Below are 23,807 nucleotides of genomic sequence, written 5' to 3'. Positions count from 1 at the left end.
GTGTGTAAAAGAATTGTAAATCTTATAACTCAAACTTCTTCGGAAACAGAATCGTAAACTGAGAGCCTTCTCCTGGCTTACTCTGAACTTCAATGGTTCCGTGATGAGCTTCTACAAGATGCTTGACGATTGCAAGCCCTAATCCAGTTCCACCTGAATTTCTGCTTCTAGCTTTATCTACACGGTAGAAACGTTCGAATATACGAGGAATCTCACTTTCCTTGATGCCGATTCCTGTATCTTTGACCAATAACTTCACATGGTCTTTTAGTTCTTCCACTATTACATTTACTCGGCCACCTACAGGCGTGTACGTTAAGCTGTTCGAAACAAGGTTAATGATAATCTGCTTCAATCGAGGGGAATCTCCATCCATAACAGTCTGCCCTCTAAAATCTACGGATAGAATAATACCTTTCTTTTCAGCCTTAGGCTGAAGAATCTCAAAGGTATCGTTTACTAAAGCACCTAGATCAATAGATTGAGTTTCTAGGCGAAAACCTTGTTCACTTTTAGAAAGATCTAACAAGTCTTGGATAAGCGCCTGCAGCCTATCACTTTCGTTTAACATGATCGTTAAAAATTTATTTCTAAACTCTTCATTTTCACCTGCACCATCTAATAAAGTCTCAGCAAAACCTTTTAAAGAAGTGATTGGTGTTTTAAGTTCATGTGAGACATTAGCTACAAAATCTTTTCTTACTTGCTCGAGTTTTTTAAGCTCTGTAATATCGTGAAAAACAAGCACGATTCCTTTAAGCTTCCCTCTTGCGTTCATGACAGGTGCACTATAGACGTCGAAATGTTTTGTATCGATGTGGATAGGAATCACCGTATTTCTTCTGACCTTTTTTTCAGTTAAATACGTCTCTTTCACAATATCCTTGATGGATGTGTATGGAAATACTTCATAGAAAAGATGCCCCGTCCAATAATCTGTATGTTCCTTAAACAGTTCTTTGAACGTTTTGTTTACTAAGTTGATATAGCCATTTTTATCAATAAGAATAAGTCCGCTTCCCATATTCTCGATCAATGTTATCAAGCGATCATGTTGAGATTCTTGGGATTTTGTCATTTTCTCTAAGTTTCGTGCTAAAACGTTTAGTGAGTAGTTTAACTCTCCGATATCTTCTCCAAAATACTCATACGTTCTCGCTTTAAAATTACCTTTTGCAAGCTCTTTCGCAGTCTGAGTAGCTTCTTCAACAGGTCTGACAATCTTATGGATCACTTTAAGAGACACGTAAAGAATGATGATAAAACAGATCAGAAAACCGATCGACATCATGATCCAAATCGATCTCTCTTCAGACTCCGCTGCACCTTCAGGAATTGCAAACTGTAGATATCCTGACTCATCTTTCTTTTTTAACGTGTAAAACAATTTACCGTTATCATTCTTAAGAACAAGATTTTGATCATTCATTTTTTTTTCTTTTGGATAATACAAAGACATGTTTCGTGGACTGTCTCCGTCAGATGTGTATTTTACATTCCAATCCGAATCGAGGACATAAATCTCACCTTTAAGATCTTTAGAAGCCGTTCTTAATAAGTTCGTTATGGTTGTCTCAGATTTTTCTGTCTTAAGAACTTGTTCGATTAAGCTTAATTCACCTTTATAAAATTCCATGCGCTTATCTTTCACACTATGGTGAACAATGTTCCCCATTATTAGAGCTAATAGAATAAAAACCAATAAAATACCGAGTAGGAAAAAGGTAAGTACTCGGTTTTTAAAATCATGCATTATTGAGGCTCCTCTAGCTTATAACCTAATCCCCTTATGGTTTTAATATAAATCGGCTTGCGTGTATTATTCTCGATTTTCTCCCTTAGATGACTGATATGCACATCAACAATTCGTGTATCACCTACAAAATCATAGTTCCAAACTGCAGAAAGAAGCTGTTCCCTCGAAAGTACACGACTTTTGTGTCTAGCAAGATAGACGAGCAGTTCAAATTCTTTTGGTGTAAGTTCTAATGCTTTCTCCTTAAAATATGCTTCATAGTTTTCAGGATAAATATCAACTTTACCAATTTTAAGGTGTTCTACTTCTTCTTTTTTCTTTTCTGATTCTGTATTGACTGATGTTGACCTACGAAGGATTGCCTTTACCCTTGCAACTACTTCTCTCGGACTGAACGGTTTCGTCATATAATCGTCCGCACCTAACTCAAGGCCTAACACCTTATCAAACTCATCATCCTTAGCCGTTAACATGAGAATAGGAATATTTAATTTTCTTAGACGGAGTTCTTTACATACTTCTATTCCATCCATTTCAGGCAGCATAAGGTCTAATAGGATTAGATTAGGCTCTTCGCTTACTGCTTTTTCTAATCCACTCTTGCCATCCATTGCCGTAACTACTTGAAATCCTGCTTGCTCTAAGTTAAATTGCAACAATGTTGAGATTGAAATTTCATCTTCTACTACGAGTAACTTTTGGCTCATCATATTCCCACCTTTTTACGACTTGTACAAATTCATCATACTATTTTTTTTATAGTGTGTACAAAAAACGCAAAATTTTCATAGTGGATTTACATATCCTTTACATTCCCTTTACATTGAGAAGTTTATTTTACGTTTTTTCCTTAATTATGAAGTGGATGATAGAAATAAATGGGAGTTTATGTTGTGAATCGGATAAAAGATCTTATATATGTAATTATAAAGAGGACAAAGCTAACTTATAAGGTTCAAATGGGCATAAAAATAAACCTTTCTAATGAAAGGTTTAAAAATTTTCCATCGTATTAGAGGTAATTGATTTTGGAGCATATGGAGGACAAACTTGCAAAGTGCACTTTAACACTTCGATCCCTTCCTCATTTTCCGCTCTAACGTTCATATGCACAATATGCTTGTCTCGATTTACTTCGGTGATTTCAAATAAAAAGGTTAATTTCGAATAATGATAAACAGGTTTAATAAATGTAAAACTGGATTCCACGATAGAACTACCAGGACCCGGCAAATATTTTGATACAGCCGATGTCACCATTCCCATTAACATTACCTGAGGGACGACTGGCTTTTTGTATGGTGTCAATGTTGCATAATCGTGTTGGATGAATAATGGGTTATTGTCATTTGTTAAGCCTAAATACAAAAGAAGATCTTTATCTTCAATCGTTTCTTGCATCTCTAATTTTTCACCAGCTTGGATCTCCTCTATTTTTCTTCCAAGTTTTCGTTTTTTTCCGATCAGCATTTAATGACCCCCCTCTTGATGATAACGCTTTCAATATTAATAGGAGAAAAGATCCGGGGATATGCCCGAATCTCTCACACACTCTTCACACACTTAGGCTAAAACTTTCATAACTGATTTAACAGATTCAGCCGATTGATCAAGCGCTGCTTTCTCTTCTGCTGTCAGCTCAAGTTCAATGATTTCTTCTAGACCGCCACCGCCAAGAATCGTCGGAACGCCAAGACAGATACCATCGTAACCATACTCACCTTCTAAAAAGGCGATTGAAGGAAGTACTCTACGTTGGTCTTTAACGATCGCTTCTACCATCTCAACCAAGGAAGCAGCTGGTGCATAATAGGCAGATCCGTTACCTAATAGATTAACGATTTCTCCTCCACCTTTGCGGGTGCGCTCAACAATGGCATCTAAACGTTCTTTAGAGATTAATTTCTCTAGCGGAATTCCACCTGCATAAGAGTAACGTACGAGTGGGACCATATCATCTCCGTGCCCACCAAGAACAAAACCAGTAACATCTTTTACTGATACGTTAAGCTCCATAGCAACAAACGTACGGAAACGTGCTGTATCTAATATTCCAGATTGGCCAATGACACGGCTTTTAGGGAAACCAGATTCCTTTAATACCGTGTAAGTCATCGCATCAACTGGATTTGTTAATACGATAATCGTGCAATCAGGAGAATGTTTAACGATCTCTTTCGTTACGCTCTTCATGATCCCAGCGTTTGTGTTCACGAGGTCATCACGGCTCATCCCAGGCTTACGAGCAATTCCTGCTGTTATAACCACTACATCAGATTCAGCTGTATCTGCATAATCGCTAGTACCGGTAATAGACGCGTCAAATCCTTGAACAGGACTTGCTTCCATCATGTCGAGCGCTTTACCTTTTGTAGGGTTCTCCATTTGAGGAATATCAACTAAAACTACATCCCCAACTTCTTTTTGTCCTAAGATAAAAGCCGTTGTTGCTCCTGTAAATCCTCCACCAATAACCGAAATCTTTTTTCGTTTGTTAGCCATGTCTTTCCCTCCAGGAACAGTTTTAATAACCATAAATGATGTTGAGAAAACCCCTTATAAAAAGGGGTCAGTTAGATTACATGTTTTTGATTAGTTCGTCAGCAAACTCAGAACATTTAACTTCTGTAGCGCCGTCCATCAAGCGTGCAAAGTCGTAAGTAACAACTTTACTTGCGATTGTGTTTTCCATAGAAGAAAGTACTAATTTAGCTGCTTCTCCCCATCCTAGATGTTCAAGCATCAATACACCTGAAAGAATAACAGATGATGGGTTTACTTTATCAAGACCAGCATACTTTGGAGCAGTACCATGAGTTGCTTCAAAGATTGCATGTCCTGTTTCGTAGTTGATGTTAGCACCTGGTGCGATACCGATACCACCAACTTGTGCAGCAAGAGCATCAGAGATGTAATCTCCATTTAAGTTCATCGTAGCTACTACATCAAACTCAGCTGGACGAGTTAAGATCTGTTGTAAGAAGATATCAGCGATAGAGTCTTTAACAATGATCTTTCCTGCAGCTTCAGCATCTGCTTGTGCTTTGTTTGCAGCATCTTTTCCGCTTTCTTCAACAATGCGGTCATACTGAGCCCACGTGAATACTTTATCACCGAACTCAGCTTCAGCTAACTCATAACCCCAGTTCTTGAAAGCACCTTCTGTATATTTCATGATGTTTCCTTTATGAACAAGCGTTACACTCTTACGTCCTTCGTTGATCGCATATTGAATCGCTGCACGAACTAGACGCTGTGTACCTTCTGAAGAAACAGGCTTAATACCGATACCTGAAGTTTCAGGGAAACGGATTTTGTTCGCTCCCATTTCATCTTGTAGGAATTGAATCAATTTTTTAACTTCATCAGATCCACTTGCATACTCGATACCAGCATAGATATCTTCTGTATTCTCACGGAAAATAACCATGTTTGTATCTTCAGGGCGTTTTACTGGTGAAGGCACACCTTTGAAGTATTGAACTGGACGAAGACAAGTAAATAGATCCAACTCTTGTCTTAAAGCAACGTTTAAAGAACGGATTCCTCCGCCTACTGGCGTTGTTAGAGGTCCTTTAATCGCAATTATGTAATCGCGAATCACATCAAGAGTTTCTGCAGGAAGCCATTCACCTGTTTGGTTAAATGCTTTTTCTCCTGCTAATACTTCTTTCCAAACGATTTTTTTCTCACCGTTATATGCTTTTTCAACAGCAGCTTCTAATACACGTGAAGCAGCAGCCCAAATATCAGGACCCGTTCCGTCCCCTTCGATAAAAGGGATCACCGGTTGATTTGGTACGTTTAATACACCATTGTCGACTGTAATACGTTCTCCGTTAGACATTTCTAAATTCCTCCTAATTCTTGTATTGCATGTACTATACTAGTCTACTAAAAAACATAGGGAAAAGAGAAGAAGAATCCCTTCTCTTTTTGTGATATAACCTATCGTTTTTATATTATCTTTGTTCTAGAGCAACATATTGCTGCATGTCAGGTCCGATATATTCAGCACGAGGGCGAATCAAACGGTTGTTTTCGTATTGTTCTAAGATATGTGCAATCCAGCCAGAAACACGGCTGATCGCAAAGATCGGCGTGAATAGGTCATGATCGATACCTAGGCTGTGATAAACACTAGCAGAATAGAAGTCTACGTTTGGCAGCAAGCCTTTCTTCTGCTTCAATGTATCATCAATCTTTACGCTCATCGTATACCATTTTTCTTCACCTGTGATAGATGTTAGCTGTTTAGACATTTCACGCAAATGTTTTGCACGTGGATCTCCGTTCTTGTATACACGGTGACCAAAGCCCATGATCTTTTGTTTGTTCTCAATCGCGTTGTCCAAGTATGATTCTACGTTTGCTTCTTCACCAATCTCAGAAAGCATCTTCATTACTTGTTCGTTTGCACCACCATGAAGTGGTCCTTTTAAAGCACCGATCGCAGCTGTAATTCCTGAATAGATATCAGAAAGAGTAGCCACACAAACACGTGCAGTGAACGTAGATGCATTCAGCTCATGGTCAGCATGTAAAACTAATGCTTTGTTAAAAGCTGTTTCAGAAATTTCATCAGGCTCTTTACCTGTAAGCATATATAGGAAGTTAGCTGCATAGCTAAGTTCTTTTTTAGGAGCAATTGGATCTTTTCCTTCCCTAATGCGTGCAAATGCCGTTACAAGTGATGACATCTGAGCTTGAAGACGGATGGCTTTTTTGTAGTTTCCATCTGTAGACATATCCTCTGCTTCTGGATCATACATCGCTAATGTTGACACGATCGTACGCAATACAGTCATTGGATGTGTATTCTTCAAAGGAAGCGATTTCATTTGTTCCAACAATTCTGCAGGCAGCTCACTAGCTTCAGCAAGTTCTGATTTAAAAGATTCTAGTTCAGATTGGGAAGGCAGTTTACCATTCCAAAGCAAGTATACAACTTCCTCAAAAGTTGCATGTTCAGCTAAGTCATCAATGCTATATCCTCTATAGGTTAATACATCGTCAATGATAGAGCTGACAGAAGATGTCGTTGCAACAATTCCTTCTAATCCTCTTGTAGCTGTCATGGCTATCTCTCCTTTTTTTCTGTTATTCTCTCTTCTCCTTTAATTGTTTCACTTTTTAAAAAATAGAAAGAGCTTACATTTTCCTTATAATAAAAAAGCTGGATTCATGGTTACATTCCCAACTTTTTTAATCTCGAAACTGAGACTTGAAAAATGAAAGACTATTTAAAGGAAATGGGACATACACATCAATTATAAACAATAATCTGATATTTGTGAACGGATATCACTTATTTCGTGCTGAAAGCGTCATGAACCTGAAAACATTCCTACTAATTTCATGGCCATATAAGCGATTCCTGCTCCAATCAATGGCCCAACAGCCACTCCTTGAAATAGAGCAACAGCAAGGATCGTTCCTAAGACTAAAGCTGCCGTAATATGAGGATCATTCTGAAGCAGATGAAGTCCTTTACTTGCGATCACTGCAACGAAAATTCCAGATAGTAAAGCAACCCACGCATAATAAGAACGCAATGAATCAGACAACTGTTTAAATCCTATCTCACCGGATGCAATCGGTACTAATACGGCAATCGTTATGATCGTCACACCCCAATTTATTCCTTTTTGTTGAATAGCAGGAAACCATTTGTCACCCATACCGGTAAATTTTAACACTAACAAAAATGCCACTGCGATGATTAATGATTGATTTTTTGCAAGTAAGCCAATGATCAATAGTCCTAATAAAAAAAGTAGAGGTCCCATAGTTTCATTCCTTTCTCAAAGATGATATGTAGTGAAAAGGCAGGTGAAAAATTTGTATGCTGAACTAACACATCGCTTGTTGCGTATTGGATTTATTCTATTCCTCGCTGTTGCCCTTATTTTTTCTGGCTATTATGTTTCTGCTATTCTTTATCCATTTATCGCAGGAGCAATCATAGCACTGATGATCAACCCTTTTGTAGACTTTATCGTGGATCGATTCAAAGTGAATAGAGCTCTTGCTGTCATTCTTTCTATATTAGGCCTTTTAGGTGTGATTGTCTTGTTACTAACCTTGCTCATTCAAGAGATGATGACTGGTTTTGCCTATATTGCACATGAATTGCCCGCATATATACAAGAGCTGGTCTTTTATTTTGAACGATCTTTTAAAACGAACGTACTTCCTTTATATCAAGATTTACTCTCCATCTATAGCAAGTTAGGAACGGATCAGCAAGAAACGGTAATGGATAATATCGAGAAGATCGGAACCGGCATTACCACAAATGCGTCCAGTATGACACAGGCCGTGATTAATAGTGTCTCTCTAATGATCGTAAGTCTTCCAACTTTTTTAACGGTTTTTATCTTTTCACTTCTCGCTGCTTTTTTTATTAGTAAGGATTGGTATCGTCTAACAGGATTCCTTAATGCGATCTTCCCTGAAAAGTTAATCCATACTGTCACAACGGTATATGTAGAACTCCGAAAAGCTCTATTTGGCTTTTTAAAAGCTCAGCTAACCTTAATCTCCATAACAGCCTGTATCGTATTAGTTGGTCTCTTAGTGATGCGTATTGACTATGCTGTAACTATATCTGTACTCATCGGAGCGATCGATCTCTTACCATACCTTGGGACAGGTGCTGTTTTTCTGCCGTGGATCGCTTATTGCTTCTTAACAGGAAATTACACGCTAACGATCGGACTATCCATCTTGTATGGTGTTGTCGTTATTCAGCGACAGATCATGGAACCAAAGCTTCTATCACAAACGATCGGACTTGATCCTCTCGCGACTCTAGTTTCTTTATTTGCTGGCTTTCAGCTTCTTGGATTTGTCGGCCTTATCGTAGGACCTGTTATCCTAGTCATTATTCGTGCACTTTATGAAGCAAAGTTCTTTCATGAGCTCTATCAATTTGTTATGAAGCCTATACACAAATAAAAAGAACGGATGCTGGAAGTGCGCATCGTTCTTTTTGTTATGTTTTCGTATTCATAGATGCTTCTGATAGTAGTTGATTTCCATTACAGGTTGCTCGCTTTCCGCGGGGCAGGCGGTGAGCCCCTTGCCGCCTTGCGCCCTTAAGGGTCTCACCTGACCGCTTGTCCCGCAGGAGTCTCGCACCTTCCACTCCAATCAACCGTCATAGTAGAATAAATAAACAGACTTGAAAGCAAAAATCTTTTAGAAACTGCCTCATTTGATCTGCTATGTTGACTCTGGCAGTAACTAGTGTCTCTACCTTCTTTTTATGAAGTAAAACTGTCCTGATTGCATCTTTTGGAAGAGTTTCGCTTTCATCCACAACTTCACTGGCTTTCTTAGTGGAGGGATAAGTAAGAAGAAACCTAGAATGTCGGTTAGAAATCCAGGTGCTAAGAGTAATGCTCCACCTACAAGGATACATGCCCCATCAAGAACTGCCTCTCCTGGCATCTGTCCGCTTTCAAGCTGCACCTTCACACGTTGAAGCGTTTGTACACCTTCTCTTTTTGCTAGATAAGCGCCTAGTATACCCGTGATAAATATCCCAGCAATCGTCGCAGGAATTCCTATATATTGTCCAGCCAATATAAAGAGTCCTACCTCGATGGCAGGAATAAGAATAAAGATCGGTAAAAGCTTACGAAACAAATAAACCACCGCTTTCGTTAAACATGTAATAAGGGGTCAAGCCTGTTCCCTTTTTTACGAATGAAAAAAGAGAAGGTTTCACCCTTCTCTTTTCGTATCATTAGATAACGTTCTTTCTTCCATCATAGATGTATCCAACAGAAGCATCAATCGTAATCTCTTGTCCATCTTTAAAGATTTCAGTTGCATTTTGCAAACCAACGATTACTGGAATACTAAGTGATACTCCACATACTGCAGCATGGCTTGTTAATCCGCCTTCTTCTGTAATAACAGCAGATGCTTTTTCGAACGCACCAATCATATCACGGTCCGTTCCTACCGTTACTAGAATTGCACCTTCAGTCATCTTATCCATCGCTTCTTGAGCTGTTTTAGCTACAACTACTTTTCCTGAAGCGGATGATTGTCCAATTCCTTGAGCTTTAGCAAGCACATCACCTATAATGTGGACCTTCATTAAGTTTGTAGAACCAGATTCACCAACTGGTACACCTGCCGTGATCACTACAAGATTTCCATGTTGAACAGCTTCTGCTTTAAGCGCTGAATCGATTGCAATTTGGAACATTTCATCTGTTGTTCCAGCTTTTTCACCTTTAACTGGAGTTACTCCCCAAACAAGTGCAAGCTTTCGGCAAACATCTTCGTTGCTTGTTACTGCGATAATAGGAGCTTTTGGACGATATTTTGAAATCATACGAGCTGTTTGACCTTTTTCAGTAGCAGTAATAACTGCATCTGCATCTAGGTTAAGAGCTGTAAAGGAAACAGATTGAGAGATTGCATCTGTAATTGTCGTTTTGCTCTCTTTGCTTCTTGAAGATAATAGTGTTTTATAGTTCAACGAACTTTCAGCACGGCTAGCAATCTTATGCATGGTAAGAACCGCTTCAACTGGATAAGTTCCAGCAGCTGTTTCACCTGATAGCATGATCGCATCAGTTCCGTCGAAGATTGCGTTCGCTACGTCACTCGCTTCAGCACGCGTAGGACGCGGGTTACGTTGCATAGAATCTAACATTTGAGTTGCGGTAATAACTGGCTTTCCAAGCTCATTACACTTCTTGATCAGCATCTTTTGTACTAGAGGTACTTCTTCAGCCGGAATCTCAACACCAAGGTCACCACGTGCTACCATTAGACCGTCAGAAACAGCAAGGATCTCATCGATATTGTCTACACCTTCTTGGTTCTCGATCTTAGGGATAATTTGAATATGGTTTGCATTGTGGCGATCTAAGATCTCACGAATTTCAAGAACATCTGTTGCACGACGTACGAATGACGCAGCAATAAAATCAACACCTTGTTCAATACCAAATTCGATATCTTTTGCATCTTTGTCTGTGATACCAGGAAGTTTCACGCTTACGTTAGGTACGTTTACACCTTTTTTATTTTTTAATGTACCAGAGTTTAAGATCTTTGTAGTCAATTCTTTTTCGCCGATCGCTGTTACTTCAAGTTCGATCAGTCCGTCATCAAGCAGGATTCTTGATCCAACATGTACGTCTTCAACAAGACCTGGATATGTTACAGAGATCTTTTTGTCGTTACCAACTACTTCTTCCATAGAAACGATTAGTTCGTTTCCAGCAACAAGTTCAGCAACTCCGCCTTCAAGCGTTTGAGTGCGGATCTCAGGTCCCTTCGTATCTAAAAGGATCGCAACTGTTTTTCCAAGCTCTTTAGATGCTTCACGAATGTTGATGATTCGTTGACCATGCTCATCAAAGTCACCGTGGGAGAAATTTAGACGGGAAACGTTCATCCCAGCATTCATTAATTCTTTTAACTTATCAATACTTTCGCTTGCCGGTCCTATCGTACAAACGATCTTTGTTTTGCGCAACATGTAAATAGCCTCCTGGTTTTCTTTTTTCGCAGAAAGGCATCGTAAGGCATCTGCAGTCAACCTGCAGCCGTACGATGCATTAAGCAGATTATATGGATAATTCTTGTGATAACTTGTACATTTGTCGATCTATCGAATGTTTTCTAGATAATACTTCTGTAATGTCATAATCCACAAGTTTGTTATTTTCAATACCTACTGTACGCCCAGCTTTGCCTTCTAATAAGAGTTCAACCGCTTGCGCACCTAGACGGCTTGCTAGTACACGGTCAAAAGCTGTAGGGGAACCACCACGTTGAATGTGACCCAGAACCGTAACTCTTGTCTCGAAGTCTGTAAGCCTTTCGATCTCTTTAGCAACATCAACGCCGCTTCCACAACCTTCAGCTACAATTATGATACTGTGTTTCTTACCGCGTTCATGTCCTCGTTGCAGCTTTTGTACGACTTGATCCATCTTATGATCTTCTTCTGGAATGAGGATCGTCTCAGCACCATCTGCAAGTCCAGCCCATAGAGCCAAGTCACCAGCGTCACGTCCCATTACTTCAATTATATAAGTACGCTCATGTGAAGTAGCCGTGTCACGAATCTTATCGATCGCATCGATAATCGTATTTAAAGCTGTATCAAAACCGATTGTAAAATCTGTACCCGGAATGTCATTGTCGATCGTACCAGGTACACCGATCGTTGGGTAACCTTGTTCAGACAATTTCTTAGCACCTTGGAAAGATCCGTCTCCACCAATAACGACTAATCCTTCAATACCGAATTTCTTTAACTGCTCGATCCCTTTTTGTTGTCCTTCTGGTGTCTTGAACTCTAAACAACGTGCTGAATGAAGCATCGTGCCTCCACGATGTATAATATCTCCAACAGATCCTAATTCTAGTTTCTTAATATTCCCCGAAATTAGTCCTGCATAACCATTGTATATCCCATAAACTTCTAAGTCATGGTAGATTCCTTTTCGAACAACCGCCCGAATCGCAGCGTTCATGCCTGGTGAATCGCCACCACTTGTTAGAACTCCTATCCGCTTCATGAAACATTTCACCTCTCTAGTTCTCTCGTCTTATTAAAATATCATGTTCAAATGTTGAACACAATAGACAACAATAGGCAAAAAAATGCGCCTTTCCCTAAGCAGAAAGGCACATTCCTTATTTAACAACAATGGAATCGTTTACAAACCCAAATTGTCCGATTTTTTTATATTTTTCATAACGTTGATTTATGAGCTCTTCTTTAGACATGGACAGCAACGAATGTAAAGAACTTTCCAAAACCTGGTCGATCAATTCCGCTTGCTGCTTCGCGTCTTTATGTGCTCCACCCTTAACTTCTTCAATGATCTCATCAATAATTCCTAATTCTTTTAAGTCTGGAGCAGTGATTCTCATAGATTCAGCTGCTTTCTTTGCCATTGAAGCATCTTTCCAAAGAATGGCAGCAGCGCCTTCTGGAGAGATAACAGAATAGGTTGAGTTCTCGAGCATGTGTACGTAATTTCCTACACCTAAAGCTAATGCTCCACCGCTTCCACCTTCTCCGATCACAACACAAATAACAGGAACAGTTAACCCAGCCATCTCAACTAAATTACGAGCGATCGCCTCACTCTGTCCTCTTTCCTCAGCTGCTTTTCCTGGATACGCTCCCTTTGTATCAATAAAACAGATAATAGGTCTATTAAACTTCTCGGCTTGTTTCATTAAACGCAGTGCCTTGCGATAGCCTTCTGGATGAGGCATACCGAAGTTACGACGAAGATTTTCTTTCGTATCTTTCCCTCTTTGGTGTCCGATGATCGTTATAGGTAGCTCCTTATAAAAAGCTACGCCTCCAACGATCGCTTCATCGTCACCAAAAAGACGGTCTCCGTGTAATTCAATGAAATCCGTAAAAAGATAGTTAATATAATCAAGGGTAGTTGGGCGTTCAGCATGCCTGGCAATTTGAACACGATCCCATGGCTTCATCTCTGAATACGTACTGTTTTCAAGGTTAGACAATTTTTCTTCTAGCCTCTTGATCTCGTCTGTTAAATCAATATCTTTCTCATCCATAAATGACTTAAGCTCTGCGATTTTTTTCTCCAGTTCGTGTATCGGTCTTTCAAATTCTAGTTCTGCTGCCATGCTTTACACCCTCCCTTCTGTATGAATCTTTACTAACGTACTCAATGTTTTCTTCATTTCACTTCTATGAATGACTCTATCTAACTGCCCATGTTTTAATAAAAACTCTGCTGTCTGAAAATCATCCGGTAATTCCTGACGAATCGTTTGTTCAATGATTCTTCTGCCAGCAAACCCGATTAAAGCCTTAGGTTCAGCAAAATTGTAATCACCTACAGATGCGAAACTTGCGGAAACGCCACCTGTTGTCGGGTGTGTCATGATAGAGATAAACAACAATCCTTTGTCACTCAAACGTTTAAGAGCTACACTCGTTTTAGCCATCTGCATCAAACTTAATACGCCCTCTTGCATTCTAGCTCCGCCAGATGCTGTAAAGATGATAAACGGTGTTTCTTGATCAATCGCGTGCTCAATCGCACGTGTGATCTTCTCACCTACAACAGAACCCATGCTACCCATTCTAAAGCGAGAATCCATAACAGCTAATGTTACATCACGGCCATCAATCTGACCGGCACCTGTAACAACGGCTTCATTAATTTTTGTTTTCTTTCGGTCACCTTCAAGTTTCTCCACATAATCTGGAAACTCTAAAGGATTTCCAGAGATCATGTCTGCATCATATTCTGTAAAGGTTCCTTCATCAATCAGAGCAGCTATTCGTTCTTGTGATGACATTGGATAATGATATTGACAGCCTTGACATACAAGCAAGTTTTTTCTTAACTCTTTTGTTACCATGATGTGCTTGCATTCTGGACATTTACTCATAATTCCTTCTGGAACGTCTTGTTTAACTTTACCAGTTGGTATCGTGGCATATTTTTTCTTTTTTACAAACAATCCTTTAATCATAAATGAATAACACCACCTATTCGATTGCGTTTAGAGCATCGTTTTGTTTTGATAACAAACTCGTCAGCTTCACAGCATCTTTTGATTGAAGAAGTGTCAGGACTTCCTCACAAAATGCTCGTGACCAGTACGAATTTGCTCGTTGCAATGAAGACCCATAACCCGTTAGTTCTACATATAAACGATAAAGAAGATGATTGCCGCATGCTTGGATCACAATTTTTTCAAATTGTTTGCAAGCTTTATGAACTTGCTCTTGTTCGTTCGTATCCATCTGTTCAATAAGATTTTCCAGTTTAGAAATAGTAGAAGATCCAGCTCTAAGTACTGAAAGCTCCACACAGTCTTTAATAACTATATGTCTTGTTTCCTGAAGATCGTGTCTAGCTTTATTATCGTTTAAGATAAACGAAGCTAGCACTTCAACGAGCCGGTGTCCGGTTGCTTCACGAATAAATGTCCCTTCGCCTCTTCTTGTCTCAATCAGACCTAAAAGTTCTAGAGATCGCAGTGCTTCGCGAACAGATGATCTTCCAACCTTCAGGCGGTCACTCAGCTCCCTTTCAGATGGGAGCTTGTCACCCGCTTGAAGACCGTCCTCAACGATAATCGCTTTAATTTGTTTAAGAATTTCTATATATACTTTTTCGGTAGGCTGGACAGACATTCCTCTCTCCTCTACCGGTTTCATTCATCTTTTCCGATAATAGCTAGTTTCTTAGTCTTTTCAGCGATGTCTTCAGGATTCACACGAAGTCTTGCGACTCCTGTTTCCATAGCAGCAGTAGCTACAGCTGCAGCAACAGCAGGTGCTACACGCGGATCGAATGGTGCTGGAATTACATAATCCGCCGTCAATTCTACTGGGTTAACCAGATTTGCGATCGCATGTACCGCTGCAATTTTCATTTCCTCATTGATGTGTGTTGCACGAACATCTAGCGCACCACGGAAAATACCAGGAAACGCCAACACGTTATTTACTTGGTTAGGAAAATCAGATCGCCCTGTTCCAATGACCATCGCACCTGCTTCACGTGCTTCATGAGGCATGATCTCAGGATTCGGGTTAGCCATAGCAAAGATAATCGGTTCAGGATTCATCGACTCAACCATTGCCTTTGTTAATGCACCTTCTACTGAAACACCTACAAAAACATCTGAACCACTGATTACATCTGCAAGTGTTCCTTCTTGTTTCGTACGGTTCGTAAAGTTTGCAACTTCTTTTTTCACAGAGTTCATTCCGAACGGACGACCTTCATAGATCGCACCTTTTGTGTCGCACATGATGATATCTTTCACACCAAAACGATCTAGCAATTTAATAATTGCGATTCCAGCTGCACCAGCTCCGTTAACAACGACCTTAATCTTAGACATTTCACGTCCTGTTAATTTAAGAGCATTAACAAGACCTGCTAGCGTCACAATAGCTGTACCATGCTGATCATCATGGAAGATTGGAATATTCGTTTCTTTCTTTAAACGCTCTTCGACTACGAAACAATTGGGTGCTGCAATATCTTCTAAGTTCACACCGCCAAATGTAGGTTCAAGCAATTTCACCGTTTCAACGATCTTGTCCACATCTGTCGTATTCAAGCAGATCGGGAACGCATCAACGCCAGCAAAACTCTTAAATAGTACTGCTTTTCCTTCCATAACAGGAAGTGCAGCTTCAGGCCCAATATTACCGAGACCTAATACAGCTGTTCCATCAGAAACAACAGCTACTGTGTTACCCTTCATCGTATAGTCATAGACTTTCGTTTTGTCATCATAAATATCTTTACACGGCTCTGCCACACCAGGAGAATACGCTAAGCTTAAATCCTTCGCGTTACGTACAGGTACCTTTGATTTCGATTCTAATTTCCCTTGATGTGTGCGGTGCATGTGTAGTGCTTCTTCTCTTAATGTAGACATTTTTTCATCTCCTAATGATTTTATATTTAAGGTTGATAAGCCAATTAGGAGGTGGTCAGACCACTAATATTGACTCATCCATTATAACAAAAGTTAACAAGCTGTAAAGGTTTTTAATTTCTTCTAAATACGACATTACCCTCACCAATAACAGATTGCAATTCTAATAACAAGTTTTCAGAAACATTTACTTTTTGTGAAATCTGAACCTTTTGTCTATTCTCTTCATAGATCAAAACAACAGATGTAGAACCTTTTGATTCGTCTAAAATGGCCTTCATCGCATTCAGATGCTGAGACGACTGATGTTCTTTATCTATTTTAATGAATAGGGTCGGTTGCTCATTTGACTTTAAATCTTCGAGCAGTTTGCATTTATTCACAAGAATCTGCAGTGATTCGTTACGGTGCTCCACACTTCCTTCTATAAACAATTGTTGTCCTTTCTGAAGAAGAGAATGGTATGTTTCATAAACTTTCGGAAAAGCGACGGCTTCTATCTCACCACTTTCATCACTGATCGTTAGGAAGGCCATGAGTTCTCCTTTTTTGGTTTTGATCGCTCGTACTTTGTCCACTAGAACACCTAGACGAACGGATGATTTTTTTTCTTTTAACTCATTGATGTTAACCGCTTTCCAGCTGTTTAAGGTCGTTCGATATCTTTGCAGCGGATGTGAAGAAAAGAAAAAGCCTAAAGCTTCTTTTTCAAACTTAATTTTTTCACTTTCTTGAAAAGATTGAACGGAAACATAGGAAGGTTTAGGCAAATTAATATCATCATCAAAAAGATACATCTGATTCTTTCTTGAGATCTCCTGAAACTCTTCTCCATATTCAATCGCAGTTTCTAATGAAGCTAGCAACACTGCTCGATCTTGTCCCAATTCATCCAAAGCTCCTGCAAAAATTAGTGATTCGAGTGTACGTTTATTCACAACTTTCTGAGGACATCTTGAACAGATATCGAACAGATCATGAAACGTTTCTTTTTCGTTCTCTGTCATTAACATCCTAATTGCATTGTACCCAACGTTTTTTATTGCCAAAAGACCAAATGTGATAGTAGTTCCATTTGAAATAAAAATTTCGCTGCCTTTTTTTATGGATGGTGAAAGAACAGGAATCCCTCTTTGCTCGGATTCTTTAATATATTGATTCACTTTATCATGATTCCCGATAACGCTTGAAAGCAGAGCCGCCATAAAGTAGGCTGGATAGTTCGCTTTTAAAAAGGCAAGTTGATAAGCGATCACACTGTATGCAACAGCATGGCTCCTAGGAAATCCATAATCAGCAAAACGTACGATCAAGTCGTACAAAGCATCTGCAGATTTTTCATCATAGCCTTGCTTTAGACACCCTGCAACAAAGTGTTGTCTCTCACGCAGAAGAATATCCCTTTTCTTCTTGCCTACTGCTCTCCTAAGCAAATCTGCCTCTCCTAGTGTGAAACCAGCTGCTTTGGTTGCAATCTGCATGATCTGTTCTTGATAAACGATCACACCATATGTTGATTGTAAAATCGGTTCCAGATCAGGGTGCATGTATTGCACAGTCTTTAGACGATGTTTGCCAGCAATATAGTCAGGAATATTTTGCATCGGACCAGGCCGATAGAGAGCATTCACCGCCACGATATCTTCAAACTCTGTCGGTTTAAGCTGCTGAAGAACTTTTCTCATCCCGTCAGACTCAAGCTGAAACACCCCAGTCGTATCACCTTTTGCAAGAAGCTCAAATGTTTTAGCGTCATTGAATGGAATATCATTTAAACTAATCTTCACATTTTCATTTTCTTCGATCGCCCATAAGATGTTTTCAATGAGCGATAAATTTCGCAAGCCCAAAAAGTCCATCTTCAAGAGTCCTGCAGCTTCGAGCCATTCCATACTATATTGTGTAAGAGGTATACCGTCATGACCGGTTTGTAAAGGTACTTTTTGAACAAGTGGTGCTCCCGACAAGACTACGCCTGCAGCATGGGTTGATGCGTGCCTCGGTAAACCTTCAAGTGTCATTGCGATCTCAACGAGTTTTCTCACATCAGGTTCATTTTTGTACGCCTGTTGCAAGCCCGCTGATTCTTTCAACGCATTTTCCAACGTTATTCCTGGTCTAGATGGAATATTCTTTGCGGTAAGATCAATAAGTGCTGGAGCAAAATCCATTACTCTGCCCGCATCCCTTATCGCCGCTCTTGCAGCTAATGTCCCAAAGGTAATGATCTGTGCGACATAATCTGTACCATATTTATGCGCAACATAACTGAGTACTACATCACGACGGTTATCAGGAAAGTCGATATCAATATCCGGCATCGTAATTCGTTCAGGGTTTAGGAAGCGCTCGAAGATCAGTTGATGATGAATAGGATCAACATTCGTAATCTTAAGAACGTAAGCGACTAATGAACCTGCTGCAGAACCTCTTCCTGGTCCTGTAATCATCTTTTCGTCGTGTGCAAATTTCATAAAATCCCAAACAATCAAGAAATAATCTTCAAAGTTCATGCTTTTAATAATATTGAGTTCGTATGTTAATCGGTCTTTGATTTCAGGTGTTATCGTTTCGTATCGATTCAAAAGTCCTTTATTGCAGAGCTCTGTTAAATATTCATAGCTGTTCTTATTATTAGGAACAGGGTATTTAGGCAAAGCGATGTTACCAAGATGGAGTTCGAGCGAACATCTTTCTGCCAGTTTAGCCGTTGTATCTAACGCCTCTTCAGCATGGGAAAATAGACGTTCTATTTCTGTTGGGGATTTAAAATAAAATTCATCGGTCTGCAGTTTAAATCGATCACGATTGTTTTTCTTCTCGCCTTGTTTGATGCAAAGCAGGATATCATGCGCGTCTGCATCCTCTCTTTTCATATAATACGTTTCATGCATACAAACGAGAGGGACAAGATATTTCCTTGAAAGGTTGTGCAATTGGAGATTTATTGTTTTTTCTATACCTGTATCATGATCTTCTATTCCAAGGTAAAAGCGGTCTTTGAAGCACGATTTATAGAATTGAAGCAATCGATCTAATGTTTGATCATCAAGGTTTTCATGAGCAAGGTACTGCTGAACCTCACCTTCTATTCCTGATGAAACAGCAATAAGGCCTTCAGCATGATTTGAGATTTCTTCATAAGAAAGTGGTGACACTTCTCCGTCCAGTTTAGTCTGCATTAGCGTTGTAAGTCTCAATAGATTTTCATAGCCTTCTATGTTCATGGCATATAAAAGAAGTTTATGGTGTGAACTTATCTTCTCTTTTGTATCTGTTTGATTTCTTCCAACTTCTGCTTCTAAACCAATGATAGGTTTGATGCCAGCTTTTACACAGGTTGTATAAAATTTTAATGCACCATACATATTGGATTTATCTGTTAACGCTAACGAGGTATATCCAAGCTCTTTTGCATATTGAACAAGCTCTTCGATTCGACAAGAGCTTTCAAGAAGCGAGTATTCACTATGTATATGCAGTGGGACAAATCCCATACCATCACTTCCTTTACGCACCTGTTTGCATTCCATTATAGTACAGAAGTTCGCATGTGTTAATGAAACAGTTGTGATTAACGAGCGATTATTCATTTTCTCTCAAATTAGCATACACTTCATCTACTTCCCATACATTGATTAAGAGGGGAGGTTGTCTCATGGTACGTGAATTCTTTGCTAATATCATATTAGATTTTGCTATAGCTTTCGGTGTATTGTTGGGTGGAGCGTTAATCGGCGGGCTTGCCGCTTTTCTTGTAGGAAAAGCACCAATCTTAGAGATGATGGAACTTGCGAAAAGACTTAAAATATGGGCAATCGTCGCTGCTATTGGTGGAACGTTTGATACGATCACGAACTTTGAGCGAAGTTTTGAAAACGGCGCTACTATAGAGATTTTCAAACAATTAACTTATATTTTCGTAGCGATTGCTGGTGCTAATTCTGCCATGCAATTGATTCAATGGCTCAGCCAGGAGAACATCAACTGATGAGGATTCCCCCGCTATATCAACGAAAAGGCTACCAGCGTTTTTTTGCTGGGATAGCGATCGGATTTATTATCGGTTGGGCTTTTTTTTTAATACAAGGCGGTTTGGCTCATGAAAGGCTGATTGTTAGAATCGAGAACCAGCAGGTAGAAATAAATGATCTAGAAAAGAAGAATGAAATCTTAACTTCGGATGATGAAAAAGCAAACAAAGAACTTGCTAAGAAGTTTAAACTACATGAAGTGAATGCAAGATTTTCAAACCAGGATTCTTCAAAGTTATCAAACTTAACTAGGCTGCACTTGGCAAAAGCAGTTGAAGACGACCTTGAGCATCTTATAGGAGAAGATACAGAAACACTTGCAAAAAGTCATTCCTTACTCGTACAAGCTATTGAAAATAAAACGTACCGACTCGATGACGATGAGCAAGCTTATGAAGTCAAGATCGATCATTTGTATTTATACACGGGTGTTCTTCGAATCTATATCTCAGCTAAAATCAGTGAATGATTATGCATAAATAATGGTCGAAATATTACGTTTTTATGAATCTTTGGGCAAAGAAATGGCAATCCCTCCTTCAATTGTATAAAATATGTGTAAAGAATATTTCAAGAGTGATTATTGGGGGGAACTACATGATTATCAATCGAAAAGAACTTGCCCGTGAAAAGGTGAAGGAATTACAGAATGGCTTTTCTGCTTTTGCAGAAACGAAAGAAGTAGCAGACCTAATCAAGAGAGAGCTTGCAAAATTAAACTTAAAAGTGCATGAAGATGTAACAGATGTTGGCTCTTGGTTTATCCCTGAAAAAGCTAACTAAATATATCATGCTAAAGCATAAAAAGGCCCCCCGATGAGGCCTTTTTTATTTGGCTTGATATTCTTTACAGAGGTTTCGAAGTTCAGCTAGTACAGACATCGTTTCGTCTTCGGTATATACCGTTGCTCCTGATGCTCTCGGATGCCCTCCGCCGTTGAATTTAGTTGCTATCTTATTAACAACAGGACCTTTCGACCGCAATCTAACTCTTATCTGATCTGGTTCATCCACAAAAAACACCCACGCCAACAAGCCTTCAACATGTGAAAAAGAATTTACTAAAAGGGATGCTTCACCTGGAGTTGTTCCAAACTCTTTTAACGTGTCTTTTTTTAAGTGGATATACCCTACACAATTGTCTGCAATCGAAAAATTTTGAAGAACATAACCGTTCAACCGAACGAGTTTTTCAGATATCTTATATAAATTTTCGTGAATTTCTGAAGGTGAGAATCCTGTCTCTAATAACGCTGCTGTATAATGGTGTGTTTTTTGAGTCGTGTTTGAAAATAAAAAGCGACCAGTGTCACCAATAATACCAGCATAGATTAGTCTTGCTGCATGTTGATCAAGTTTTAATCCAGACGTTGATCCATAAAGGTAAAGATCCATGATCATCTCTGATGTAGAACTTGCTTCAGTATCCACCCAAATCAAATCACCATAAGGATCTTCATTTGGATGATGATCGATTTTGATAACAAAATCTCCTAGTGAATAACGGTGATCACTGATTCGAGGTGAGTTCGCAGTATCGCAAATAATGACTAAAGCCCCTTTATAAACACCATCTTCTATAACATCCATCGTGTTTAGAAATGTAAGGCCCGCTTCCTCTTCCCCTACAACATACACTTCTTTTTGAGGATAACTTGCTTTGATGATTGCAGAAAGCCCACCTTGTGATCCGAGCGCATCCGGGTCTGGTCTGACATGTCGATGAATAATTATCTTTTCATACTGTTTGATTCTTTGTAAGATTTGTTCTTTCATAGCAGACTCCTTTTAGATGTCGTTGTGGCAATTATGGTTTTAAACGTTTACAATATAGTGGAGTAAATACGTGGGGGAATTTTCAATGCCTATTTTTATTATCCTAATTATACTTTCTTTTTCTCTTTATGTGTTCTATAAAGTCTCTGAAGTGCGCGCAAAAGAACCGTTCTTGAAGCGGTGGACAGGCACAAAAGCAAAAATGGCACTCGGTTCATTCTTAGCTTCTTTCGGTCTTAACGAACTCACTGCTGTTGAAGGACGTGTTCAGCTTTGGGTGGCACTTATCTTCTTAATCTATGGAATTGTACTGTTAATCATGAATTATAAAATGTACAAGCATTTCCTTACACTTGCACGTGAAGAAGCACAGAAAAATTAATTACGTATGGATAAAAAGTCCCTGAAACAGGGACTTTTTATGAACGATGATCAAGAAGCTGTGCCATCATCATAGCTTTTCCAACAATCTTTCCATCATGATGGATCTCAACATCTACTTTTCCAAATTTCCGGCTCACTTCCAGCACTCGTGGAATCAGTTCAATATCACTATCAATTTGTACGGGCTTGATATAATAAAACGTAACATTCTCCACAACGAGGTCGCCTTTTTTAATTTTTCTCAGTGCTTTTCGCGCCGTTTCCGTCACGATCGTCATTAAAACGCCGTATGAAACAGTTCCAAGGTGATTGGTCATCTGAGGTGTAATCCTGCAAAAGTACGAGATCTCATTATCTACTTTTTGCTCTTTTAACTCTGTCGTAATAAGATCATCAAAAGTAGCACCTACTTGAGGCTGCTTTTGCATCATCTGCATCGCTTTTAATACATCTTGCCTTGTTAAAATTCCGATCAGTTTGTGAGAAGTTCCGATAACAGGAAGGAGTTCGATTCCTTCCCAGATCATCATATGAGCACAAGCAGCAACAGATGTTTTTTCCGTAACGGTTAAAGGTGCACGAGTCATTACCTTTTCTACTTGCATGGTAACAGGTACCCCTATAATATCTTTAGAAGTAACTACCCCCGTTACGCGATTACCTTGATCTACAACCGGATAACGGCTATGCATAGTTTGTTGATTCAACTCATGCCAACGCTGCACCTTATCATGTTGATAAAGATAATGCGTCTCATCGATCGGAATTAAAATATCAGATGCTAAAACGATATCTTTCTTAATCAAACGATCATGAATGGCTTTATTGATCATGGTCGCAACTGTAAAGGTATCATAGCTCGTAGAGATAACAGGAAGCTCAAGATCATCTGCGAGTCGTTTCACTTCTTCCTCTGTATCAAAACCACCAGTAACTAAGATTGCACTTCCTGCTTTCAGACCAAGTTCATGAGCGTTTACACGGTTACCTACGATCAATAAACTTCCTGCATCAACATAGCGCATCATTGCTTCAAGTTTCATGGCTCCGATTACAAATTTGTGCAAGGTTTTATGAAGACCAGCGCGTCCGCCAAGTACTTGTCCTTCAACAATATTTACGACTTCAGCAAACGTTAGCTTTTCAATATTGCTCTTTGCTTGCCTTTCAATTCGTATCGTACCAACACGTTCAATCGTGCTCACGATTCCTTGATTTTCCGCTTCTTTTATCGCTCGATAAGCTGTTCCTTCACTAACGGTCAGATCTTTTGCTATTTGCCGAACGGAGATTTTTGATCCGACATCAAGGTCCAAAATATGCTGTAATATTTGTTCATGCTTGGTTAGCATTACATTCACCGTTCCTTCTACCTGTATCTATCTGTTTTATCACTTTGACTAATACAGATTATA

The 23,807-nt window shown here is 39.3% G+C and carries 22 protein-coding genes; 5 read left to right on the top strand and 17 right to left on the bottom strand.

From position 1 onward, the window contains the following. Positions 1 to 22 precede the first annotated feature (22 nt). The 7 genes from pnpS to ACOZ9X_RS03875 form a co-directional block, all read right to left on the bottom strand. On the bottom strand, positions 23 to 1,753 hold the full coding sequence (gene pnpS, locus ACOZ9X_RS03905) for a two-component system histidine kinase PnpS (RefSeq protein WP_423417103.1): 1,731 nt from the start codon (positions 1,751 to 1,753) through the stop codon (positions 23 to 25). After that, positions 1,753 to 2,463 (bottom strand): winged helix-turn-helix domain-containing protein, encoded by a 711-nt coding sequence (locus ACOZ9X_RS03900; protein ID WP_423417102.1) that lies wholly within the window; start codon positions 2,461 to 2,463, stop codon positions 1,753 to 1,755. Before ACOZ9X_RS03900 ends, pnpS begins: the two co-directional genes overlap by 1 nt. A 286-nt stretch (positions 2,464 to 2,749) precedes the next feature. Then, positions 2,750 to 3,226: a MaoC family dehydratase gene (locus ACOZ9X_RS03895; RefSeq protein ID WP_423417101.1), complete on the bottom strand. Its 477-nt coding sequence runs from the start codon at positions 3,224 to 3,226 to the stop codon at positions 2,750 to 2,752. 93 nt (positions 3,227 to 3,319) lie between these two features. Continuing rightward, positions 3,320 to 4,258: a malate dehydrogenase gene (gene mdh, locus ACOZ9X_RS03890; protein WP_066396759.1), complete on the bottom strand. Its 939-nt coding sequence runs from the start codon at positions 4,256 to 4,258 to the stop codon at positions 3,320 to 3,322. A 76-nt stretch (positions 4,259 to 4,334) separates the two neighbouring features. Continuing rightward, entirely contained in the window at positions 4,335 to 5,603 is a 1,269-nt protein-coding gene (gene icd, locus ACOZ9X_RS03885) for an NADP-dependent isocitrate dehydrogenase (protein WP_066396762.1), read from the bottom strand. Positions 5,604 to 5,718: 115 nt separating this feature from the next. Continuing rightward, positions 5,719 to 6,834: a citrate synthase gene (gene citZ / locus ACOZ9X_RS03880; protein ID WP_144698661.1), complete on the bottom strand. Its 1,116-nt coding sequence runs from the start codon at positions 6,832 to 6,834 to the stop codon at positions 5,719 to 5,721. A 249-nt stretch (positions 6,835 to 7,083) separates the two neighbouring features. Beyond that, positions 7,084 to 7,545 (bottom strand): DUF441 domain-containing protein, encoded by a 462-nt coding sequence (locus ACOZ9X_RS03875; protein ID WP_423417100.1) that lies wholly within the window; start codon positions 7,543 to 7,545, stop codon positions 7,084 to 7,086. 52 nt (positions 7,546 to 7,597) lie between these two features. Between ACOZ9X_RS03875 and ytvI the strand changes: the two genes are divergently transcribed. Further along, positions 7,598 to 8,716, top strand: coding sequence for a sporulation integral membrane protein YtvI (gene ytvI / locus ACOZ9X_RS03870; protein ID WP_423417099.1), 1,119 nt, complete (start codon positions 7,598 to 7,600; stop codon positions 8,714 to 8,716). Positions 8,717 to 9,013: 297 nt separating this feature from the next. On the opposite strand, the gene ACOZ9X_RS03865 is transcribed toward ytvI, so the two are convergent. From ACOZ9X_RS03865 to dnaE, 8 genes are all read right to left on the bottom strand, one after another. Next, positions 9,014 to 9,418: an FxsA family protein gene (locus tag ACOZ9X_RS03865; protein WP_313957533.1), complete on the bottom strand. Its 405-nt coding sequence runs from the start codon at positions 9,416 to 9,418 to the stop codon at positions 9,014 to 9,016. A 91-nt stretch (positions 9,419 to 9,509) separates the two neighbouring features. Next, positions 9,510 to 11,264 (bottom strand): pyruvate kinase, encoded by a 1,755-nt coding sequence (pyk, locus tag ACOZ9X_RS03860; protein ID WP_137790652.1) that lies wholly within the window; start codon positions 11,262 to 11,264, stop codon positions 9,510 to 9,512. Positions 11,265 to 11,355: 91 nt separating this feature from the next. Then, positions 11,356 to 12,315, bottom strand: a complete 960-nt coding sequence (gene pfkA, locus ACOZ9X_RS03855; RefSeq protein WP_137788670.1) for a 6-phosphofructokinase — start codon at positions 12,313 to 12,315, stop codon at positions 11,356 to 11,358. A 118-nt stretch (positions 12,316 to 12,433) separates the two neighbouring features. Beyond that, entirely contained in the window at positions 12,434 to 13,411 is a 978-nt protein-coding gene (gene accA, locus ACOZ9X_RS03850; RefSeq protein WP_423417098.1) for an acetyl-CoA carboxylase carboxyl transferase subunit alpha, read from the bottom strand. A 3-nt stretch (positions 13,412 to 13,414) separates the two neighbouring features. After that, positions 13,415 to 14,269 (bottom strand): acetyl-CoA carboxylase, carboxyltransferase subunit beta, encoded by an 855-nt coding sequence (gene accD, locus ACOZ9X_RS03845; RefSeq protein ID WP_144698648.1) that lies wholly within the window; start codon positions 14,267 to 14,269, stop codon positions 13,415 to 13,417. A 16-nt stretch (positions 14,270 to 14,285) separates the two neighbouring features. Beyond that, a complete protein-coding gene (locus ACOZ9X_RS03840) occupies positions 14,286 to 14,936 on the bottom strand; it encodes a FadR/GntR family transcriptional regulator (RefSeq protein ID WP_423417097.1) in 651 nt (216 codons plus the stop codon). A gap of 20 nt (positions 14,937 to 14,956) precedes the next feature. Next, positions 14,957 to 16,198, bottom strand: a complete 1,242-nt coding sequence (locus ACOZ9X_RS03835) for an NAD(P)-dependent malic enzyme (RefSeq protein ID WP_137788666.1) — start codon at positions 16,196 to 16,198, stop codon at positions 14,957 to 14,959. 113 nt (positions 16,199 to 16,311) lie between these two features. Then, entirely contained in the window at positions 16,312 to 19,695 is a 3,384-nt protein-coding gene (dnaE, locus tag ACOZ9X_RS03830) for a DNA polymerase III subunit alpha (RefSeq protein ID WP_423417096.1), read from the bottom strand. 161 nt (positions 19,696 to 19,856) lie between these two features. Between dnaE and ACOZ9X_RS03825 the strand changes: the two genes are divergently transcribed. From ACOZ9X_RS03825 to ACOZ9X_RS03815, 3 genes are all read left to right on the top strand, one after another. Continuing rightward, a complete protein-coding gene (locus ACOZ9X_RS03825) occupies positions 19,857 to 20,189 on the top strand; it encodes a YtrH family sporulation protein (RefSeq protein ID WP_066396792.1) in 333 nt (110 codons plus the stop codon). Further along, the gene (ytrI, locus tag ACOZ9X_RS03820; RefSeq protein WP_423417095.1) at positions 20,189 to 20,701 is read left to right on the top strand and encodes a sporulation membrane protein YtrI; all 513 of its coding nucleotides are present in this window, start codon (positions 20,189 to 20,191) and stop codon (positions 20,699 to 20,701) included. Before ACOZ9X_RS03825 ends, ytrI begins: the two co-directional genes overlap by 1 nt. Before the next feature lie 128 nt (positions 20,702 to 20,829). After that, the gene (locus ACOZ9X_RS03815) at positions 20,830 to 21,015 is read left to right on the top strand and encodes a hypothetical protein (protein ID WP_066396796.1); all 186 of its coding nucleotides are present in this window, start codon (positions 20,830 to 20,832) and stop codon (positions 21,013 to 21,015) included. 45 nt (positions 21,016 to 21,060) lie between these two features. Here the strand turns inward: ACOZ9X_RS03815 and ACOZ9X_RS03810 are convergent, their stop codons facing one another. Next, on the bottom strand, positions 21,061 to 22,008 hold the full coding sequence (locus ACOZ9X_RS03810; RefSeq protein WP_423417094.1) for a DHH family phosphoesterase: 948 nt from the start codon (positions 22,006 to 22,008) through the stop codon (positions 21,061 to 21,063). 85 nt (positions 22,009 to 22,093) lie between these two features. Between ACOZ9X_RS03810 and ACOZ9X_RS03805 the strand changes: the two genes are divergently transcribed. Then, the gene (locus tag ACOZ9X_RS03805) at positions 22,094 to 22,390 is read left to right on the top strand and encodes a YtpI family protein (protein WP_416729162.1); all 297 of its coding nucleotides are present in this window, start codon (positions 22,094 to 22,096) and stop codon (positions 22,388 to 22,390) included. Between the two features lie 37 nt (positions 22,391 to 22,427). Here the strand turns inward: ACOZ9X_RS03805 and ACOZ9X_RS03800 are convergent, their stop codons facing one another. Further along, a complete protein-coding gene (locus ACOZ9X_RS03800) occupies positions 22,428 to 23,744 on the bottom strand; it encodes a DRTGG domain-containing protein (protein WP_423418217.1) in 1,317 nt (438 codons plus the stop codon). Positions 23,745 to 23,807 lie beyond the last annotated feature (63 nt).

This window comes from Fictibacillus nanhaiensis (genome assembly GCF_049537595.1).
GTDB lineage: Bacteria > Bacillota > Bacilli > Bacillales > Fictibacillaceae > Fictibacillus > Fictibacillus nanhaiensis_F.
Note: the sequence above shows the minus strand (reverse complement) of the source record. Positions and strands in the feature narration are given on the sequence as shown.

Bases quoted from the DNA above. Each gene is read 5' to 3' on its own strand.
- ACOZ9X_RS03800 (WP_423418217.1), bottom strand. From the start codon at position 23,744: ATGCTAACCAAGCATGAACAAATATTACAGCATATTTTGGACCTTGAT.
- accD (WP_144698648.1), bottom strand. From the start codon at position 14,269: ATGATTAAAGGATTGTTTGTAAAAAAGAAAAAATATGCCACGATACCA.
- ACOZ9X_RS03805 (WP_416729162.1), top strand. From the start codon at position 22,094: ATGCCTATTTTTATTATCCTAATTATACTTTCTTTTTCTCTTTATGTG.
- pnpS (WP_423417103.1), bottom strand. From the start codon at position 1,753: ATGCATGATTTTAAAAACCGAGTACTTACCTTTTTCCTACTCGGTATT.
- mdh (WP_066396759.1), bottom strand. From the start codon at position 4,258: ATGGCTAACAAACGAAAAAAGATTTCGGTTATTGGTGGAGGATTTACA.
- ACOZ9X_RS03875 (WP_423417100.1), bottom strand. From the start codon at position 7,545: ATGGGACCTCTACTTTTTTTATTAGGACTATTGATCATTGGCTTACTT.
- pfkA (WP_137788670.1), bottom strand. From the start codon at position 12,315: ATGAAGCGGATAGGAGTTCTAACAAGTGGTGGCGATTCACCAGGCATG.
- citZ (WP_144698661.1), bottom strand. From the start codon at position 6,834: ATGACAGCTACAAGAGGATTAGAAGGAATTGTTGCAACGACATCTTCT.
- icd (WP_066396762.1), bottom strand. From the start codon at position 5,603: ATGTCTAACGGAGAACGTATTACAGTCGACAATGGTGTATTAAACGTA.
- ACOZ9X_RS03825 (WP_066396792.1), top strand. From the start codon at position 19,857: ATGGTACGTGAATTCTTTGCTAATATCATATTAGATTTTGCTATAGCT.
- ACOZ9X_RS03815 (WP_066396796.1), top strand. From the start codon at position 20,830: ATGATTATCAATCGAAAAGAACTTGCCCGTGAAAAGGTGAAGGAATTA.
- ACOZ9X_RS03900 (WP_423417102.1), bottom strand. From the start codon at position 2,463: ATGAGCCAAAAGTTACTCGTAGTAGAAGATGAAATTTCAATCTCAACA.
- dnaE (WP_423417096.1), bottom strand. From the start codon at position 19,695: ATGGGATTTGTCCCACTGCATATACATAGTGAATACTCGCTTCTTGAA.
- ACOZ9X_RS03810 (WP_423417094.1), bottom strand. From the start codon at position 22,008: ATGAAAGAACAAATCTTACAAAGAATCAAACAGTATGAAAAGATAATT.
- ACOZ9X_RS03835 (WP_137788666.1), bottom strand. From the start codon at position 16,198: ATGTCTACATTAAGAGAAGAAGCACTACACATGCACCGCACACATCAA.
- ACOZ9X_RS03895 (WP_423417101.1), bottom strand. From the start codon at position 3,226: ATGCTGATCGGAAAAAAACGAAAACTTGGAAGAAAAATAGAGGAGATC.
- ytrI (WP_423417095.1), top strand. From the start codon at position 20,189: ATGAGGATTCCCCCGCTATATCAACGAAAAGGCTACCAGCGTTTTTTT.
- accA (WP_423417098.1), bottom strand. From the start codon at position 13,411: ATGGCAGCAGAACTAGAATTTGAAAGACCGATACACGAACTGGAGAAA.
- ACOZ9X_RS03840 (WP_423417097.1), bottom strand. From the start codon at position 14,936: ATGTCTGTCCAGCCTACCGAAAAAGTATATATAGAAATTCTTAAACAA.